The organism is Bacillus sp. TL12, assembly GCF_022625245.1.
Taxonomy (GTDB): domain Bacteria; phylum Bacillota; class Bacilli; order Bacillales; family Bacillaceae_G; genus Bacillus_A.
The window spans coordinates 1-17,893 of record NZ_JAJJBY010000012.1 but is presented as its reverse complement, the minus strand read 5'-3'; the positions used below and the strand labels follow the sequence as shown (position 1 = coordinate 17,893).

Annotated in this window: 17 protein-coding genes and 1 riboswitch; of the genes, 3 read left to right on the top strand and 14 right to left on the bottom strand. The window is 33.0% G+C overall.

What is annotated here, in order from left to right; translation table 11 throughout:
* Positions 1 to 49: 49 nt before the first annotated feature.
* Positions 50 to 565 carry a GrpB family protein gene (locus LOK41_RS13320; protein ID WP_241816935.1) on the bottom strand — a complete coding sequence of 172 codons (516 nt, stop codon included), beginning with the start codon at positions 563 to 565 and terminating at the stop codon, positions 50 to 52.
* Between the two features lie 435 nt (positions 566 to 1,000).
* Here LOK41_RS13320 and LOK41_RS13315 point away from each other — a divergent pair, with 435 nt between their 5' ends.
* Positions 1,001 to 2,257 (top strand): sensor histidine kinase, encoded by a 1,257-nt coding sequence (locus LOK41_RS13315; RefSeq protein WP_241816934.1) that lies wholly within the window; start codon positions 1,001 to 1,003, stop codon positions 2,255 to 2,257.
* Between the two features lie 128 nt (positions 2,258 to 2,385).
* Here the strand turns inward: LOK41_RS13315 and LOK41_RS13310 are convergent, their stop codons facing one another.
* The 5 genes from LOK41_RS13310 to LOK41_RS13290 all read right to left on the bottom strand — a co-directional run bounded on the left by LOK41_RS13310 (position 2,386) and on the right by LOK41_RS13290 (position 6,890).
* Positions 2,386 to 3,165 carry an alpha/beta fold hydrolase gene (locus tag LOK41_RS13310; RefSeq protein ID WP_241816933.1) on the bottom strand — a complete coding sequence of 260 codons (780 nt, stop codon included), beginning with the start codon at positions 3,163 to 3,165 and terminating at the stop codon, positions 2,386 to 2,388.
* 376 nt (positions 3,166 to 3,541) lie between these two features.
* Entirely contained in the window at positions 3,542 to 3,649 is a 108-nt protein-coding gene (locus LOK41_RS13305) for a YjcZ family sporulation protein (protein WP_088229366.1), read from the bottom strand.
* A 161-nt stretch (positions 3,650 to 3,810) separates the two neighbouring features.
* The gene (locus LOK41_RS13300) at positions 3,811 to 4,638 is read right to left on the bottom strand and encodes an energy-coupling factor transporter transmembrane component T family protein (RefSeq protein ID WP_241816931.1); all 828 of its coding nucleotides are present in this window, start codon (positions 4,636 to 4,638) and stop codon (positions 3,811 to 3,813) included.
* Complete coding sequence (locus LOK41_RS13295; RefSeq protein WP_241816929.1) at positions 4,631 to 6,331, bottom strand: ABC transporter ATP-binding protein; 1,701 nt, start codon at positions 6,329 to 6,331, stop codon at positions 4,631 to 4,633. The genes LOK41_RS13300 and LOK41_RS13295 overlap by 8 nt, the downstream gene beginning before the upstream one ends.
* 10 nt (positions 6,332 to 6,341) lie before the next feature.
* Entirely contained in the window at positions 6,342 to 6,890 is a 549-nt protein-coding gene (locus tag LOK41_RS13290; RefSeq protein ID WP_241816928.1) for an ECF-type riboflavin transporter substrate-binding protein, read from the bottom strand.
* Between the two features lie 138 nt (positions 6,891 to 7,028).
* Positions 7,029 to 7,146: riboswitch (SAM riboswitch) on the bottom strand.
* A 310-nt stretch (positions 7,147 to 7,456) separates the two neighbouring features.
* Between LOK41_RS13290 and LOK41_RS13285 the strand changes: the two genes are divergently transcribed.
* Complete coding sequence (locus tag LOK41_RS13285) at positions 7,457 to 8,137, top strand: aspartate/glutamate racemase family protein (RefSeq protein ID WP_174099868.1); 681 nt, start codon at positions 7,457 to 7,459, stop codon at positions 8,135 to 8,137.
* Between the two features lie 84 nt (positions 8,138 to 8,221).
* On the opposite strand, the gene LOK41_RS13280 is transcribed toward LOK41_RS13285, so the two are convergent.
* The 3 genes from LOK41_RS13280 to LOK41_RS13270 form a co-directional block, all read right to left on the bottom strand.
* A complete protein-coding gene (locus tag LOK41_RS13280; RefSeq protein WP_241816926.1) occupies positions 8,222 to 10,003 on the bottom strand; it encodes a PAS domain-containing sensor histidine kinase in 1,782 nt (593 codons plus the stop codon).
* A 331-nt stretch (positions 10,004 to 10,334) separates the two neighbouring features.
* Positions 10,335 to 11,195 (bottom strand): Cof-type HAD-IIB family hydrolase, encoded by an 861-nt coding sequence (locus tag LOK41_RS13275; RefSeq protein ID WP_241816925.1) that lies wholly within the window; start codon positions 11,193 to 11,195, stop codon positions 10,335 to 10,337.
* A 331-nt stretch (positions 11,196 to 11,526) separates the two neighbouring features.
* Positions 11,527 to 12,738 (bottom strand): cytochrome P450, encoded by a 1,212-nt coding sequence (locus LOK41_RS13270; protein ID WP_241816924.1) that lies wholly within the window; start codon positions 12,736 to 12,738, stop codon positions 11,527 to 11,529.
* A 138-nt stretch (positions 12,739 to 12,876) separates the two neighbouring features.
* Here LOK41_RS13270 and LOK41_RS13265 point away from each other — a divergent pair, with 138 nt between their 5' ends.
* Positions 12,877 to 13,374: a PadR family transcriptional regulator gene (locus LOK41_RS13265; RefSeq protein WP_241816923.1), complete on the top strand. Its 498-nt coding sequence runs from the start codon at positions 12,877 to 12,879 to the stop codon at positions 13,372 to 13,374.
* Positions 13,375 to 13,473: 99 nt separating this feature from the next.
* Here the strand turns inward: LOK41_RS13265 and LOK41_RS13260 are convergent, their stop codons facing one another.
* From LOK41_RS13260 to LOK41_RS13240, 5 genes are all read right to left on the bottom strand, one after another.
* A complete protein-coding gene (locus LOK41_RS13260) occupies positions 13,474 to 13,629 on the bottom strand; it encodes a DUF1540 domain-containing protein (RefSeq protein ID WP_174099877.1) in 156 nt (51 codons plus the stop codon).
* Positions 13,630 to 13,701: 72 nt separating this feature from the next.
* Positions 13,702 to 14,352: a Vat family streptogramin A O-acetyltransferase gene (locus tag LOK41_RS13255; RefSeq protein WP_241816922.1), complete on the bottom strand. Its 651-nt coding sequence runs from the start codon at positions 14,350 to 14,352 to the stop codon at positions 13,702 to 13,704.
* Positions 14,342 to 15,613, bottom strand: coding sequence for an MFS transporter (locus tag LOK41_RS13250; protein WP_241816921.1), 1,272 nt, complete (start codon positions 15,611 to 15,613; stop codon positions 14,342 to 14,344). Before LOK41_RS13250 ends, LOK41_RS13255 begins: the two co-directional genes overlap by 11 nt.
* A gap of 275 nt (positions 15,614 to 15,888) precedes the next feature.
* Positions 15,889 to 17,124 carry a cytochrome P450 family protein gene (locus LOK41_RS13245; RefSeq protein ID WP_241816920.1) on the bottom strand — a complete coding sequence of 412 codons (1,236 nt, stop codon included), beginning with the start codon at positions 17,122 to 17,124 and terminating at the stop codon, positions 15,889 to 15,891.
* A gap of 176 nt (positions 17,125 to 17,300) precedes the next feature.
* Positions 17,301 to 17,717 carry a hypothetical protein gene (locus LOK41_RS13240; protein WP_174099881.1) on the bottom strand — a complete coding sequence of 139 codons (417 nt, stop codon included), beginning with the start codon at positions 17,715 to 17,717 and terminating at the stop codon, positions 17,301 to 17,303.
* Between the last annotated feature and the right edge of the window lie 176 nt (positions 17,718 to 17,893).

Here is a 17,893-nt window from a genome sequence, read left to right as displayed (position 1 = left end):
GAAATCTCTTACTGATTGACAAATAAATACGAGATTATATTTAAATAATTTAATCTAATGCTTCTTCTGCTAACGAAATAATCTTCTCAATATATGGAGATTTTTCATTTGTATACGCCACTCGATCAAATGGATACTTCATGGCAAGCTCTTGTTTTAATTGTTTATATTCCATACGTGCCCATTCATGATTTCTCATAAAATCACGGAATAATAAATTGTTCTTCCACTCTTGACCACCATACGTATAGACGTGTAAATGATGTGTACCTGCTCTCCATTTCCCTTTTCTAAAAAAACGTCTCTGTGGAAAATGTTTATGAAATACATATTCATATCCTATTGTTTGCATAGGTTCTATCCAATGATCAACTACTTTTAAATCTTTAACACCTATCATCATATCAATAAGCGGTTTCGCGTCTAATCCTTCTACTGACGTACTTCCAATATGTTCAATCTCTAAGATGTCCTTTTCTAGTAATGCGATAAATTTCTCTTTCTCTTTCGAAAATTCCGTATGCCAATTTAAATTATACGATTCAATGATTATTTCTTTATCCATCTCTTCCTCCTTTTATACTCATAATCTAAGTTTATAAGCTATCTTTTTTATGAATCAAAACAGGACTTTCAGCATTACTCTCGAATATATCAATTTTTAATCTAATTATATAGAATAAGAGGTGTAAAATGAACGAAATTCCGATAACAATTCATTTAGATGATGTCCCTTTTCAATTAAAGGAATATCAAGATTTCGATTGGCTTGTAAGACTTGGTAGAGTATTTGCAGTGTTAGATCAGTAAGATTCAGCGAATATTTACTTCGGTATTGAAAAAAATCAACGCTATACGCAAGTGAAAGAGTTTTATTTAGCATAGGGATTTACTCGTAACAGACCTTCTCATTGTAGTAAAATAATTAATAATGAAGAAATTACATTTTTTCTGTATAATACTTATTAGTATTGAAAACTACAATAATGAGGCATGCTAGATGAATTTTATATACATCAATCAAAACGTATTAAATAATTTGCTTTACATTTTAAGTAGCGTCTTTGTTTTTTATTTTATATATGATAACGGGATGTTTTTCAAAAAATACAAAAAAACCCTTATTGTAATCTGCACGAGTATACCGTTAATTTTATGTATGAGATACCCTATATATATCGATGAAAATTGTGTTCATGATTTAAGACAAATTCCATTTTTCATAGGTACACTTTATGGTGGCTTACCGGTTGGAATTGCTTTATTAACTATCATGTTATTAATTCGATTTGTTTTTTATGGTGTGAACTTTTTAACTGTTATTGTTTATATTGTAATGCTAATTTTCACCGCTCTTGCCTCTTCTAAATTTAATCAATTAAATAGAAGAAAGAAACTCATTATGTCAATATTTTTACCTTTTTCCCTTGCTTTACTTACAACATTTATCGCTGTAATTTCATCGGATTTTCCAATTACACAGCCATATATTATTTATTTTATTATACTGCCCCCGATTATCATGTTATTTGTTGTATATATGAATGAAGTTTTAAGAGATGCCTTTATGATGAGATCCAAATTAGTAAAAATGGAGAAAATGGAGATTGTGAGTCAACTTGCTGCAAGTATTTCGCATGAAGTTAGAAATCCTCTTACTGTAGTAAAAGGATTTACTCAGCTCCTTAAAACACCAGATTTATCACAAGAGTCACGAGAACAATATATTGAACATATTCTGGGAGAGTTAAACCGTGCACAAGTTATCATTGATGATTACTTAACATTCGCTAAGCCTGCATCACAAAAAGTTGATAACATTATAATAGATCAAGAATTAAAAAGAGTAATAAGTATGATGATGCCATTATGTAATATGAATTCTATAAATGTTTCTGAAGAATTAGTAACAGGATCCATTATTGGGAATACACAGCATTTTCAACAATGCTTTTTAAACTTGGTAAAAAATAGCATTGAAGCAATGCCAGATGGCGGGAAACTTCGTGTTCAATCATCGGTTTTTGAAAACAAAGTTACGATTGTTATTAAGGATAGTGGAATTGGTATGACGCCAGAACAAATAAATCGATTTGGCGAACCGTATTTTAGCACAAAAACAAAAGGAACCGGTTTAGGTACGATGGTTGCAGTGAAAATCATTGAAACGATGAACGGCACTTTAAGTATAAAGAGTATTGTTAATAAAGGAACGACTTTAACGATTACATTTCCACAAAATAATGAGGTTGCTTAATAAAATAAAATCTTGATTTAAAAGGAGCTCCTATGCTCCTTTTTGTTTTCCCTTATATAAAAATTAGCTATGCTTTTATAAGATTTTGCATAAATTAGTTATATAAAAACCTTAATATCCATTCATCTCTATGAGTATGGAAAAAGTCTCATATCGGTATGAATAAAAACAAACTGCTGAATCATTTCATTTAAACATTTTGCTGCTTTTGTAGGAATTTGATGCTTTACGTTATCAATGAATTTTAATTCATTACATGGCAATTTTCCATGCAGTAATTTCGCATGACTATAAAATACCTTATCTTTATGACCATAAACTAACAGAACCGGAAGCTGGATATTCCCGAGCTGATTCGTACAATTATAATGCAAACTATAACGATAATATTGCCAGATATTTTTGGCATTCCCTTTTCGTGCTTCTTTAAACATCTTTTTGAACAATTTATGTGTATTTGAATTGCCCCATGAAATAGACCATGCTAAAAATGAAACTGCTCCCAATTTCGCAAGTTTCACGCCAAGTGAAATCTTATTCTTTAGATATCCACCCCTAACTTCTGACATCCCCCCTAACGCTCTTTCAGCAAAAGTCAATAAAAATTCTAATGCGATAGAGCTTTCAGTCGAATATCCACATACAAATGCTTTTTTAATCTCCAAATGATCCAACAAACATCTAATGTCTTCAGCAATCAATGGATAAGTTATCGGTTGTTTTGAATACTGACTCCTTCCGTGCCCTCTAATATCAAAAGCAATTACCTTGAAATTTTGGGATAATTCCTCGATTTGGTACTCAAAATTCACACAAGTAAGTACAGGGGGATGAATAAAAACAATAGGAACCCCTTTTCCCTTAACGATATAATATAGACTACTACTGTCCACATCCAACATTGGCATGTATGTAATCACCTCAACAATCTAAAATCATCCCTAACTCTTTTTCAAGAAAAAAAGTATCTTCCAAAATGATGCATACTAAAAATTGATTTCAGTACAATTTTGATTTAAATCACAGCCGTCCCTATTTCATTTTTCATTGATTAGCATAGCTGTACCACTCTTTATGTATGTATTAAGTTTTTTATTTGTAAAACTCAATCAGAATCAATCACCGGTACACAAAAAAATCAAAACTCTAGAAAATTTCTATTGGAAAAAGGAGCATGATAGCTCCTTTTTCATGTTGAATCTTGTAAAGATACGAAAAAAGTATCTTTAATAGTTTTTCTGATTCTATAATTCTGCGACGAATGATTAAAAAATCGTTTGTTTTTTAATACCCTCCGCCCCAGCAGCTGCATCCAACAATAATTAATAAAATAAATAAAACAACTAATAAAGCAAATCCTCCGCCAAAACCGCAAGAACCACCGTGACTCATATTTTCTCCTCCTTTTAGTATAAAACCAATGGATAATTGATCGTTTATTAACGGGTTCGTATTATACAGTATGTATCTATGTAATTTTGGAGCATGTCTTGGATAAATTAAAAAAAGCACTCCGCGAGTGCCTAAATTTTATCCGAATAACATTGAGAAACTTACAATGGATACCAAAACCCTTTGAAAACATTTAATTTCAAATAAATGGCAAGTAATAAAATTATAATACCAATAATGAGCCCTATATAGTCCTCTTGTTTTGCCTTTGTTGTAAAATACCATGTTCGTTTCTCTTTTTTTCCGAATCCTCGTAAATCCATCGCATTTGAAACGGTATCGATTCGCTCTAAAGATTGAGTAACAAGTGGCCCAAAAATGAGTACCCGGTTTTTAATACGTTCCCAAAAATTCGCTTCTCCTCTTTCAAATGGTACACCTCTTGCTTCTTGAGCCTGTTTAATCAATTTGTATTCCGCTTGTATATTCGGTATGTAACGGAGTGCAATGTTTATTGCATAGGCAATCTTATACGGTAAACCAATTTTATATAGGCTGCTAGCAAACTCACTTGGATGTGTCGTGTATATAAAAATAAGTGTAAATGGTAATAACGTAAAATATTTTAACGAAAGCGTAAGAGCATAAAAAAGCGTTTCGAATGTAATAGTAGCGTATCCAACATGCAAGAATGCTGTACTTGTACCAGTTATCTCAGATCCATGGGTTGGTGTAATCAATAAAATCATCGCTGAATTTAACATACTAAATGTGAAAATGACACTAAATATAATTACAACTTTTTTTACCGGGATTTTAGCGATCACTAACCCAAAACAACCAACGAAAAACAAGCATAATAAAATACGAAAATCAAAAAATATGAATGTAAGAGTCATCCAGATTATAAATAACAACAACTTAATTGCGCCGTCCATACGATGAAAATATGTATGATTTTCTATATAGAATAAACCTGATTTACTCATAATCCCCCCTCCTTTTTTTCTCCATATACATTTGTACAAAAACTTCTGGAAAAGGGAATTTACTCAATTTTGCCAATGTAGTTAGCGAACTTTCCTGTAAATTAGCTTGCTGCAATACTTCGCTATTTGCTAATACGATTAGAACAGTATCATCAGCAAGTATTCTTCCTTGATGAAGAACAACTGCACGGTCTGTATATTCTAAAGCTAAGTTCATATCATGTGTAATAAAGATAAATGATATTCCTTGTGTTGCTAATACACTTATACAAGACATAAATTGTTTATAATGAAAATAATCTTGTCCTGCAGTTGGCTCGTCTAAGATGATGAGCTTCGGATTCATTGTTAAAACTGATGCAATGGTAAGCCTCTTTTTTTGCCCGTAGCTTAACACTTGAATCGGCCAATTTCGAAATGGATATAGCCCGCAAATTTGCAACGCCTCTTCCACTCGTTTATGTATTTCTGAGCTAGAAGCCTTCTGTAATTTTAATGAAAAAGCAACCTCATCCCAAACAATAGATTGTGTAATCATGTGATTAGGATTTTGCATAACGTAAGATATCACTTCTCCACGCTTCCGAATAGACCATGAAGTTATATTATCATTATCAAGTACAATTTTTCCTTTCTGTGCTTTGTTCATTCCAGTTAATAAATGTGCAAATGTAGATTTACCTGCACCATTATGTCCTAATAATGCTACAATTTCTCCTCTTTGTATGGAGAGTGTTAGGTCCCTCAATGTAAAACCATTGTGAGAATATGAAAATGAAATGTTTTCTATTTTACATAGGATTTCTTTTTTTTGTTGTTTTTTACACGTAGTAGAATTTAACATCCATTGCTTAACCGCTTTATTCAACCTCTCATGATTTAAACTTCCAATTGGATATAATTCTTCATCTAAAATATTCATTTTTATGTTTTTTAATGCTTCAATATATACAGGTTCTCTTAATCCTATTTCTTGTAGCATGTTTGTTTGTAAAATCCTTTTTGGTGAATCGATTGCTACAATTTCTCCGTCGTCTATTAATATGATTTTATCTAGGTCTAATTTTAATATCTCCTCTATTCTATGCTCAATAATAACGATTGTTTTATTTAATTGTTGATGTACATTTTGAATAAGTTCTACTGTTTTTAAACTACTTATTGGGTCTAAATTTGCTAATGGCTCATCGAATAGTAATATGTCGGCATCTGTCGTTAGTAGACCAGCAAGAGAAACAGTTTGTTTTTGGCCACCAGATAATTCATGTGGGCTTCGTGAATGAAATGTATGCATCTGAACTTTCTGCAAAGAGTCCATAACAACAGCCTTCATTTTTTTCTGTTCTACGCAATCATTTTCTAACGAAAATGCAACATCTTCCCCTACAGTTAACCCAATAAACTGGGAATCTTGATCTTGCAAAATAGTTCCTACAAGCTTACTTTGCTCAAAAATACTACTTTTTCGTGGATCCTTACCACATATTGAAATGTTCCCAGTACTTGATCCCTCATAGGAAAAAGGGATTAGCCCATTTATACAATGGGCCAATGTAGATTTTCCTGATCCACTTCGACCAGCAATCAATACTTTTTCACCTGGATAAATATGGAGTGTAATATTCTTTAAAGTAGGTTCTGTCACTTGTTGATATTGAAATGTAAATTGTTCAAAGGAAATAATCGGCTTCATTGTGCTATCCCTACTTTTCAATTTTTAAATGTGTATGTTTTTTATTTGCTTTCGCTAATCCAAGTGTAATTGGTAAACCAAGGATTAAGAAAACAAGGGCATCTGCAATCGTTGCACCAAATACTTGAATAACAATTTTATCTAAAGGCTCTCCCATCACGATAATATCGAAAGCGCCTGCAAATATAATTGCAATAACAATCCCAAGTAAACCTGTTACAGCAAAATATGTAATATCTCGATTATGGAATGTTCCATTTTTCACACTGAAACTTGCTCGTTTTTGTACAAGTCCCATCGTATATCCAATAATGCCTGAGCTAAGTACCCATCCCCACCATATTCCCCATCCAGCGATAGTATCTGTTACTGTATGACCAATAAGACCAATCAAAAGTCCTGCAAATGGACCGAAAATTGCACCAAAAATTGTTAATATAACCAGAGCAGGTTTTATAAATGTGTTTGGGGCAATTGAAAGTCCCCATAAACCTAATACACCATATATTGCAGAACCGATCCCAATTGCTACGACTAATTTTGTAGATAATTTGTTCATATGAATTCTCCTCTCATTCTAGTTAGTTTCTATTAGTCCTATGTGAAAAATCATTGAATTATGAACATTCACTTCCTTTCTCCCTAATAAAAAATGACCTCTGTTATAAGAGGCCATTTGTATATGAAATATATGATTCCCTTATCTTTCAAAAGACAATATGTCCTTTGTGGAATTAGCACCTTCCTATTTGTATGAATAAATAGGAGTTGCTGAGGTTTCATCGGGCCGTTCCCTCCACCTCTCTGGATAAGTATTCGTTTGTAATTTGTATTATTTCATTAACGTAAATTAATTTTAATATTTTTCTTACTATTTCCACTTTTGTGTAAAATAGATAAAGTGAAACTTTAATCAGTGGGGGGTTTCCTCATCCCCCACTGATTATTAGTTGAACCAATCGGGCCTTTACGGGCAGTTTATCTCCCACCTAACTTCTTTGCTCCCGCCGAATTTTGAGGTGGGAGTATTACTGCCCGTTAGTGCGGGATGAATAAAACATTGTATTCTTATCGGAATTATGGAATAATTGATGTAACAAAGCGAGCTAACGGGAGGAATTGAACATGAAAGTAATCGGATTAATTGGTGGATTAAGCTGGGAATCAACATCTCTTTATTATAAACATATTAATACGCTAACTTTATCTCAGTATAATCATAATGCGAAGCTTGTTCTTTATAGCATGGATTTTGGTGAAGTGACAAATTTATTACAAAATCAACAATATGAAGAAGTGCAAAATCAACTCGTTCAAGTAGCTCAAAAAGTAGAACACTCCGGTGCAGATTGTATACTTATGTGTTCAAATACAGTACACCAATTTGCGGAAGAAGTAGAAAAAGCAATCTCTATCCCACTTCTTCATATTGGCGATGTAAGCGCTGAAGAAATTGTTGAACATAATGTGAAACGGATTGGTTTGCTTGGAACAAAACAAACAATGGAACAAGATTTTTATAAAACGAGACTAGCTAATTATGGTATTGAAACAATTATTCCCGAAGAAGATGAACGAAATTTCATTCATCATGTCATTCTCCACGAATTAAGTAAAGGTATTATTTCAAAGCAATCCAAAGACCATTTCTTACAAATTATTCAAAATCTCATTAAAAACGGGGCAGAAGGAATTTTATTAGGATGTACAGAAATACCGTTACTCATTTCACAACAAGATCTTTCTATCCCTGTATTTGACACTGCTTTTTTACATGCCAAAATTGCAGTACAATTCGCTGGCTAATCAAAAAAAGAAGCTATCTTACAAGGTAGTAAGATAGCTTCTTTTCTTTGCTGCTACTCTATGTGAAATGGAAATTAATCTCTATTATAAAGACCCGGTTATAGATGGCATAGCTGAATGAGAAGTACCTTGCTCACTTTGAAACATAGGTAAATAAATAGTAACGGATGTTCCTACTCCTACCTCACTCATAATACTAATTCTTCCTTGATGACTTTCAATAATTTTATAACTGAGCATTAACCCAATGCCAGTTCCTTTTTCTTTCGTACTATAAAAAGGTTCACCAAGCCTTTTTATTCTTTCTTCAGGGATTCCTACGCCCTCATCCACTATATTAATAATAACTTCCTTACATTCTGATTTTTTCACAGAAATGGAGATTTTCCCTCCATCTGGCATAGCTTCAATTGAGTTTTGCAAAATATTAATAAAAACTTGTTTTAATTGATTTTCACAGCAATCTATTATTAATTCCTTTAATTCTATATGCAGATCAATTTGAATATTGGTCATGATTGCCTTTGTATTAATTAACGAAACGACATTTCTTAATATCGAACAAATATTTTTCTTTTCAGTTGGAATGACATCAGTCTTTGCAATTGATAAAAACTCATGAAGGATAGATTCAATTCGCTCAATTTCTGACAGCATAAGATCGAAATATTTATCTTGATCTTCTTGATTAATTTGAAAGAGTTGAATAAATCCTTTAATCACTGTCAGTGGATTTCGAACTTCATGTGCTACCCCAGCAGCTAACTGTCCAATTGCTGCAAGTGTATCTGATTTATTCAATAACTCTTCAGTCTTTTTCCGCTCAGTAATATCTCGAACAATTATCATAATCTTATCTTGTAAAAGTGATAAACACCTAGCTTCAAAGAAACTAATACTCCCTTTAAGTGTTAACGGATATTCAACAATAACTGTAGATTCTTTTTGTTGTACTTGGTGAATCGCTTCTCGAAATTGCTGTGCTACAGGTGATGGCAAGACTTCATAAAACTTTTTCCCCATAAACGATTCAGCAGGTACGTAAAACTTAGATGGTGAACCAGCTTTATAATCTATAATTGTTCCATCAGCCTCGGTTAAAAAACACAAATCAGGTAATGCTTTGAAAATAAGCTCTAGCTCAGATGTTTGTTGCTTTAATTGTTCTTCAATTCCTTTTCGATGCGTAATATCAACTCCAACTGCCCAATAACTATAACCAGGTACTGGAAAATGTTCTGAGATGTTTGACCACATGATTGTTTTTATTTCTCCATTTTTGCATGTTAATTTCATTTCCCAATCTCGAAAACTTTTTCCACGCACCGAAAATTTCTTTTGAATGTGTCTGCGATAACTTTCATCCGGATATAGCAATTCAAGTGCTTTTGGATTTTCAATAATCTCTTCTGCAGCATAACCTGTTACAAGCTCACATTCCCGGTTCCATAATATAAAATTTCCATCTTTATCAAGAGCATCAACCATAATGGGCATATTTTGTAAGATTGTATGTAACTGTTCTTCTTTTTTAGAAAGTAAATGTATATTTTTTGTTTGATTTTGAAGTTTATCCATTGCACTATCTACAATGAGGTTTGAAAGCATTTCGAAGTATTTTTGACAAGTACGGATGTCCTTTTTTATTGAACAAGCAACAAATGATCCAAGATGTTGCTCATATAAAAAAAACGGAATTTCAATCTTTGTAAGTTCTATATTTTTTTCTCGATTCATACCAAATGAAAAAATACATTCCATATTTTGATCAAGAAGTTGATGTGAAATATTTGTTAATTTATAAAATTGTTCTGCCATGGTTTCTATTGTGTTCACGTCAATGAGTTCCAATAGCCGAGCATTCATTCTCTTTCCACCTCTATATGTAAAATTAATACCATTTTTTACTCACGCTTCTCCATTATACGAATAATGTTCTCATAGGTATATAGCAAGAGCATAATTATTCAAATAAATTTTATTTTTCAATAAAAAAACATTCCCAACATTCTATAATTCCTTTCATATCAATATATTAAAATTGAAATATTCACAAAATATTCATAAACATTTTTAAAAACATATACAATTATTCCAATATATTCTATAAAATGAAAAGTAATAAGGTATTCTATGAATCTCATAGAATACCTTACCCCTAATAAAAAATAAAAAAGAATCCTTGATGGATTCTTTTTTATTTTTTTACCATGACATATTGATAAAGAGCATGTGCCACTCCATGTTCTTCATTCGACAGTGTTTCATAATCACAAATCTGCTTCATTTCGTCTACTGCATTTCCCATTGCGATAGATATCTTTGCCTTTTCCATCATAGAAATATCATTTAGACCGTCACCTATTGCAACAGTATTTTCTACTGGAATATTAAGATGTTCCGCTAAAGTATATAAACCATTGCCCTTTTGAGCGTCACAATGATTAATCTCTACATTATGCCAATATGAAGCAGTAATTGCTAGCTCTGTATTATGTTGAAAATGCATTTTTAACTTTTTTAATTTCTCAATATCATAGGAAAATGGTAAAAGTTTATGCACAAAAATCTCTTCTTCTAATATTGATTTACAACTTTTTATTATATGAAACGCTGTATGCTCAAGGTACAACGCTGCAATAGTTTCAAGCTCATCTTGATTAATATCTTTGTTTGACTTTTTTATCCATTCTATTTCATGATTCACGCTCTCTTCACCATATGCCGGAACGTATACTCCCCTGTCTGTATACAGTTGATAATACATACGATTTCGTTCTAGATACTCGACAATTTCGAGTGCTTGTGTATTTCGAATTGGGTATCTCTTCATCATTTTTTGATCCACATAAATAAGAGCTCCATTTTCTGCGATAATAGGGCATTGTAAATTAGCTTCCAGTAGTAGGCGCTCAATATCTACAATAGAGCGCCCTGTACAAATCGCCACTACATGCCCCTGCTCCTGACATTTTCGAATCGCTTCTGCATTTTCTTTACTAATTATTTTATTTCCTGAAAGAAGAGTTCCATCTAAATCAATTGCGATTAGTTTCATTGTTCCGTCACCACTTTCTATAAATAAACATGCTCGGATAAATTTTTACGTATCGTGATTTTACGGACAGTTGATTCCTTCACTTGCCTTCACTAAAGTTTAAGGTGGAAAATTTTCTGTTCGTAGATAGCGGCATAAATATTGAAACTAGGTATCGTTTCCATATTTACTTTGCTAAGCACAACTTAGTTATAATTTATGAAAAGCGTTTCAGGTCAAGGAATATTTTTTAAGTCGTTTAAAAAATTTATAGAGAACAGTAAGATAAATATGAAAAGCAAGTAAAAAATCCCTACTTAAACAGGAATTTTCACTTGCTTTTAAATATGCTTTAATTCATTAAAAGAATAGGAAGTTTTTTTAACGTTTGTTCATTCTCTAATATACAGTTTTCCAGATGAAAGGACGGAGAAAGCACCAGTCTTTTAAAATTGCTAATAAACGTAGTTAATGCAATTTCAGCTTCTAAACGAGCAAGCGGTGCTCCTAAGCAAAAATGTGGCCCTTTGCCAAACGTTAAATGTTTTTCATTTCCAGGTCGGTGTAAATCAAAGCGATCTGCTTGCAGGAATTTATTTTCATCTAAATTGGCAGCACTGATCCATGTAACAATCATTTGTCCTTTGTTCATTTTTGGTCCAAATATTGTGGTATCTTCCGTTATAGTACGAGCTAACGTGACAGGGAAACGATAGCGTAGTACCTCTTCTATCGCTTGAGGAATCAGCTCTAGATTGTTACTTAACTCATTGTATACATGGGGTGCATCTACTAAAAAGCAATAAAAGCTATTAATAATAAGGTTTGTAGTCGTTTCATTCCCTGCGGCTAAAAGTCCTAATGCAAATGTAACAATTTCATCGTCAGTCAACCTTTCTCCCTCATACTCTGCTTTGATTAAGTCTGAAATAATATCTTCTTTCAAATAGTATCTTTTTTCCTGAACAATCGGCAAAAGATAGGCTTTAAAATCATGTAAAGCAACTTCTTTCTGTGTATCTAAATCGCTAAATTGTTCTTTGCTATATGGCATGAACAAAATATCTGACCACATCTTAATTTTTTTCCTATCTGTTGTTGGAACACCTAATAAATCAGAAATGACGGTTACAGGTAGAGGGGCTGCAAATTGCTCTACAATATCAATTTCACCATAATGATTCATATCTTGTACAAGTTCATTTGCAATTGCTTGTATCCGCGGCTGCCACTGTTGAAGACTTCTTGGGGTAAATGCCTTTGAAACGATTGAGCGAACATTTCGATGTTCAGGAGGATCAGAAGAATTTAAATTTACTCTTGTTTCTAAAGGCGGGACAGAAAATTGACGACGGTCTCTTCTGCTTGAAAATAGGCGATAATCTGATAAAACACGGTTCACATCATCATATAAAAAAACATTCCATACATCCTGCTCCGCATCATAATAGACCGGATGATTTTCCCTCATATGCTTATACCACTCGTAAGGATTCCATAGTTCTTCTTTTGTTTTCAACTTTGAAATTTCATGAACCAAAATTACATTTTCAGGCGAATTCATAGTTCTTTCCTCCCTTTTCTTTTAAAATAAAAAGTAATAGGTAGGCAATTCAAAGATGTATAGACTAACATATGTTATTTTAACATATATAAAGGAGATAGTTACAAATATAAACTTGAGAAAATTAGGAGGATTCATATGTATGTTGATATTTTATTACTTGCAGAATTAACTTCTGGACCAAAGTATGGATATGAAATAAAGAAAAATATTCAAAATCGCCTTGGAGAAAATTTCGAATTGAATCATAACATGCTCTATCCTGCTCTTCGTCGTTTTGAAGATATGGGAGCAATTACAAAAAAGATTCATCAACAAATAGGTAAACCAAACCGTAATATTTATGCACTAACTCCTACCGGTGAAGAAATCTTTTATGAAATGATGCGAGAGTTCCCAGAAAAACTAGCTACTAATGATGCTGAATTTCTTGTACGTGTTGCACTTTTTGAGAAACTGGATTCCGAAGCTCGTAATGAGGTTTTAACCACTCGTCAAAATGTGTTACATACACAATTAACCTCTATTCAATCTTTAGCTGAAACATCACTTTTTATTTCTGAGGTCGTAAAGCATAGAAAATCATGTATTGAACATGAGCTAGCTTGGATTACATCTCTTATGAAAAAAATATAAAAAATAACAGAAAAAGAAAAAAACTATGAATGAAAATGAGATTTATTATCAATAATATAATTAATAAAAGGGCAACCCCATACGGTTACCCTTTCTCGTTTAAGCTTCAGGAATGAATGTTTTGCAATCAGTTTCTTCCGTTTTCGATGCTTTGTTACCTTTATGACTCACTACATAAATTGCATCTGCATTACATTTGTTTCCATTACCCCAATATTTACAGTTGTTTACTTCACATAAAACATCTTGTGCCATAAGTATCACACCTCCTTATTCTTTTATCATTAACAAATTTGTGAGGTATGATACCATTTGGTGATCCGTTTTTTACTTTTGACGTACTTTTTTGCTTAGAGCAATCTTTCTTAAAGCTCTTATATCTCCACTTACAATCACATGAATATTGTTAGAAATAGTCTGAATGTCCAAGTCCCACCACTTCATCTCTAACAATTCACTTATTACATCATTTGAAAATCGCTTTTTTATCTCAATAGCAGGATTACCGCCAACAATTGTATATGGTGGAATGTCTTTTGTTATAACAGCTTTAGCAGCAATAATTGCTCCGTCCCCTATCTTCACTCCAGGCATAATCGTCGCATCCATTCCAATCCATACATCATTTCCGATTACCGTATCTCCTTTAAACGGTAAATCAGAAAGTGTAGGTGTGAATTTCTCCCAGCCATGACCGAAAATATTAAATGGATATGCTGAAAATCCATCTATTCTATGGTTTGCGCCATTCATAATAAATGTAACTCCAGGTGCTATGCAACAGAATTTCCCCATAACCAATCGGTCTCCAAAAAATTCATAGTGGTATAGCACTTGATCTTCGAATGTTTCTTCATTTTTCGAATCATAATAAGAATAATCTCCAACAATAATATTTGGTTTGGTTATTGTATTTTTAATAAAATGAACACTCTTGTTTCCTTCAATAGGAAATTTCACATTCGGATTAGGATTCATGCTGGACAGCACCACCTTCATTTGAAGTTTCTATTATTGGTTTCAAATTGTATATTGGCAAAATAAATAAGGAACCAATAATAAATAGTAATGCTGTTCCTTCATACATTGTACTAAGTGAAAATACTTCTTTTAATGAACCGGCAATACTCATCGTTAATACCATCGAACCCGTAAATAAAGGGCTCAAAATCCCATTTACGCGTCCAATAAAGTCTGTATCCGAATTTTGAATAATGAGTGTGTTTATCCCGATTTGAATACAAGGAAGAGCGAGACCACTGAAAAACTGAGCGATAAGTGTGATCCATAAATTTGTCGAAAATCCAATGATACCAATACCAATTGCCTGTGCAACCATCCCTAAAATTAACATCTTTTGCGGAGCGATATTTTTCGCAAATACCATTGCTAAAGCTCCACCAATAATCATCCCAGCACCATTTACAGTTAATAGCCATTGTAAGCTTTCTTTTGATAGACCTAATTGTTCTGTCACGATAAAAATACCTAGTGGCTGAATGAGACCAATTCCTAATCCTGCTGCCATAAAACAAATACCAAGTAATGTTAATGCTTTCTTTGCTTTTACATATTTAATTCCATCTACCATTTCTTGCAGTATGCTCATTTTTTTCTTTTCTTCCTGTTCTTCAGCATCTTTTGGCAGAAATAACAAGACTAACGCCGCAAGTAAAAAAGCAATACCTGTCACAATAATAGAAGTGTAAATTCCGAAGGCTTGAAATATAAATGTTCCAAGTATAGGACCTAATACCATAAAAATTGCAAAAATGGTTTGATATAAAGACATCGCCAATTGTACTTCTTCTGTAGATAGATGTTGTTTAAATAATTTCATGCCTGAAGGCTGTGAAAATTGCGAAAGAATCGCAGAAATTAGTGTAACAAAAAATACAACTTTCCACGTACCAAACATAAGTGTAAAAAGTACTGCAAATACAGATAATGAACTTAAAGTTTCACACCAAATCATCGTTCTTTTTGGTTTCCACCTATCCGCGAATGTCCCTCCTATAAATGAAAAAATAAAAATTGGTGCAAATTCCGCAACTGAAATCATGGAAATGGCAAACGCATCACCATTCGTCATGTCCATTACATACAGCAGTACCGCAAAGTTTCGGATCCAAATTCCAATCTGGAGAAATAATGCTGAAGCAATAATTGCTTGCACAAATCGATTTTTTAATACTACAGACATATTACTCTTTGGTTTTGTTTCTACATTCATTGACATAAAAAAGCCCCCTATTCCGCATTCTAAATAGGAGGCAGCACAATCATATCATAAAAGACAGGTCTATTCGCAGCGCGAAAATACATCCCTTTTACATATAAAAATGTACATACTAATCCTATTCAGAAGAATATTTCGTTCTATAACGAAGATTTCTTAAAAAATAGAATTAGTTGATCATTGGGATGTCTTCACCCTTCCGTTTCAATTTAAAATCACACATACATACTCTATGTAAACCACCAAACATGTATGCGTGTCTCAATTTATTTATTCTAGAAAGACAATGGTAATTCCTCTAAAGAACGCATTAAATAATTACCTTGCCACTTCACTTTTTCACGCTCACCTTTTATTTGGATGTTTGGCATACGGGTTAGCAATGTGGAAATTGCAATTTTTGCTTCTAGCCGGGCAAGTGGTGCTCCTAAACAAAAATGACTCCCCAGTCCAAAAGCAATGTGCCTGTTATTTTTCCTTGTAATATCAAAAACCTCTGGATTTACAAAAACATTCTCATCACGATTCGCTGAAGCTAATGAAATAGTCACCATATCCCCTTTTTGAATTTCTTGACTATGTATCATAAAAGGTTCAGCTGCCCAGCGTGCTGTCGTAACTTCAACAGGGGAATAATAACGTAATCCTTCTTCAATCGCCGAATCAATAAGCTCTGGTTGTTCTTCTAATAACTGTAGTTGACTTGGATTCTCCAGTAAAGCCAAAACTGTATTGGTAATTAGATTCACAGTCGTTTCATGCCCAGCTACAATTAGTAACATAATCATTGAATAAAGTTCTTGGGCACTTAACTTACTACCTTCACTTTCAGCTTGGATTAATGCACTAACCAAATCTTCTTTTGGATTTTTCCGCTTTATATCCACCAAGTATTGGAGATATGTAATGAATTCTGCTAGTTTCATTTCAGTTTCCTTTATTTCTTCAGGGGTTTCGGGTGAATCAATTACCGCATGAGACCACACTCTAAATTTTTCTTGATCCTCTTTTGGAATCCCTAGCATTTCACTGATTACATTGATTGGCAATGGAAATGCATAGTCATTAACAAGGTTTAAAGAGCGTTTCTGTTCGGCATGATCTAATAAAGTATCCGCAATATGCTGAATACGTTCATCTAATTGTGAAATCATCTTAGGAGTAAATGCTTTCTGAACTAATGAGCGTAATCGATTATGATCAGGCGGATCCGAATTTAGCATATGAGTCGTTAAATAATCTCCATTGTCTACAGAAAGAAATGGATTAACCTCTACTTTTTCAAATACATTTTCAGGGTTTTTCTTTAAACGAGAATCTTTTAAAAACGCTAATGCATCTTCATATCTTGTAATGAGCCATTCTGTCCCAAGTTCACTCTGATTTACGAACAAAATAGGTTGTGATTTACGTGATTCTTTATAAATCTCATAAGCATCTTCTTTAAACTCTGCAGAAGCTAAATGAATACCATTTTCTATTTTGTAGCCCACCGTGTTTTTGAAAGACATCGTACTCCCTCGCTCTCTTCTATTTGTGAAACTCACTCCAACATATGAATTATAACTTATAAAAAGAGGGAATTTTGTTAATTTTTCGTTATAATCTTACTTTATATATTGAAAAATAATTCATTTCAAAAAACGAGCGATAAGAAGATGAGTTCTTCTTATCGCTTGTTTTTTCACTAAGAAAAGCACATAAAATTACTAATTTGTTGATATCTATAACTTACTTTTCGGCGACGTCCACCTTGCCATGTGTATCCTGATACCCCATTTCGTCTCACTTCAGTCGGGAAAAACCATAAATCTCTTCCAAAAGGCCCTGGGCGATGTAAACGTAAGTATCCCCATCTTCCCAAACAATTACACATCCATGTTCTTATATGACCACTTTGTGCAGGAGCCGCAAACGTTGATGGTACAGAAGGTGCTTGTGATGGAGGTGGCCCTGTTGGAGCATCTTCTGCATCATCTGGTCGATATTCCTCAAGTTCTACATCTCTTGACTCATGAGACGCTTCATAGTCAAAAGTTTGCGGGTTATAATATGCTGTTTGATTATAATCTACATACGGAAAATACGTTGACTGATTATACATAAAAAAATCACCTCTTATGATTAATTACTCTATCCAATCATATGTTATATCTCTTATATATGAAGCTTATTTATATAGCCCAAAAAAGAAGTTGAGGGATTATGTATTTATATAACTGCAAAATATTATAGAGGTTCTCATTTCCTTCTCCAAACAAAAAAGCCCGATTTCTCAAC

What these genes read in the sequence shown, in the direction of transcription:
- LOK41_RS13315 (WP_241816934.1), top strand. Translation starts at nt 1,001, where the DNA reads ATGAATTTTATATACATCAATCAAAACGTATTAAATAATTTGCTTTAC.
- LOK41_RS13285 (WP_174099868.1), top strand. Translation starts at nt 7,457, where the DNA reads ATGAAAGTAATCGGATTAATTGGTGGATTAAGCTGGGAATCAACATCT.
- LOK41_RS13280 (WP_241816926.1), bottom strand. Translation starts at nt 10,003, where the DNA reads ATGAATGCTCGGCTATTGGAACTCATTGACGTGAACACAATAGAAACC.
- LOK41_RS13265 (WP_241816923.1), top strand. Translation starts at nt 12,877, where the DNA reads ATGTATGTTGATATTTTATTACTTGCAGAATTAACTTCTGGACCAAAG.
- LOK41_RS13290 (WP_241816928.1), bottom strand. Translation starts at nt 6,890, where the DNA reads ATGAACAAATTATCTACAAAATTAGTCGTAGCAATTGGGATCGGTTCT.
- LOK41_RS13295 (WP_241816929.1), bottom strand. Translation starts at nt 6,331, where the DNA reads ATGAAGCCGATTATTTCCTTTGAACAATTTACATTTCAATATCAACAA.
- LOK41_RS13245 (WP_241816920.1), bottom strand. Translation starts at nt 17,124, where the DNA reads ATGTCTTTCAAAAACACGGTGGGCTACAAAATAGAAAATGGTATTCAT.
- LOK41_RS13270 (WP_241816924.1), bottom strand. Translation starts at nt 12,738, where the DNA reads ATGAATTCGCCTGAAAATGTAATTTTGGTTCATGAAATTTCAAAGTTG.
- LOK41_RS13310 (WP_241816933.1), bottom strand. Translation starts at nt 3,165, where the DNA reads ATGCCAATGTTGGATGTGGACAGTAGTAGTCTATATTATATCGTTAAG.
- LOK41_RS13275 (WP_241816925.1), bottom strand. Translation starts at nt 11,195, where the DNA reads ATGAAACTAATCGCAATTGATTTAGATGGAACTCTTCTTTCAGGAAAT.
- LOK41_RS13255 (WP_241816922.1), bottom strand. Translation starts at nt 14,352, where the DNA reads ATGAATCCTAATCCGAATGTGAAATTTCCTATTGAAGGAAACAAGAGT.
- LOK41_RS13260 (WP_174099877.1), bottom strand. Translation starts at nt 13,629, where the DNA reads ATGGCACAAGATGTTTTATGTGAAGTAAACAACTGTAAATATTGGGGT.
- LOK41_RS13250 (WP_241816921.1), bottom strand. Translation starts at nt 15,613, where the DNA reads ATGTCAATGAATGTAGAAACAAAACCAAAGAGTAATATGTCTGTAGTA.
- LOK41_RS13240 (WP_174099881.1), bottom strand. Translation starts at nt 17,717, where the DNA reads ATGTATAATCAGTCAACGTATTTTCCGTATGTAGATTATAATCAAACA.
- LOK41_RS13305 (WP_088229366.1), bottom strand. Translation starts at nt 3,649, where the DNA reads ATGAGTCACGGTGGTTCTTGCGGTTTTGGCGGAGGATTTGCTTTATTA.
- LOK41_RS13320 (WP_241816935.1), bottom strand. Translation starts at nt 565, where the DNA reads ATGGATAAAGAAATAATCATTGAATCGTATAATTTAAATTGGCATACG.
- LOK41_RS13300 (WP_241816931.1), bottom strand. Translation starts at nt 4,638, where the DNA reads ATGAGTAAATCAGGTTTATTCTATATAGAAAATCATACATATTTTCAT.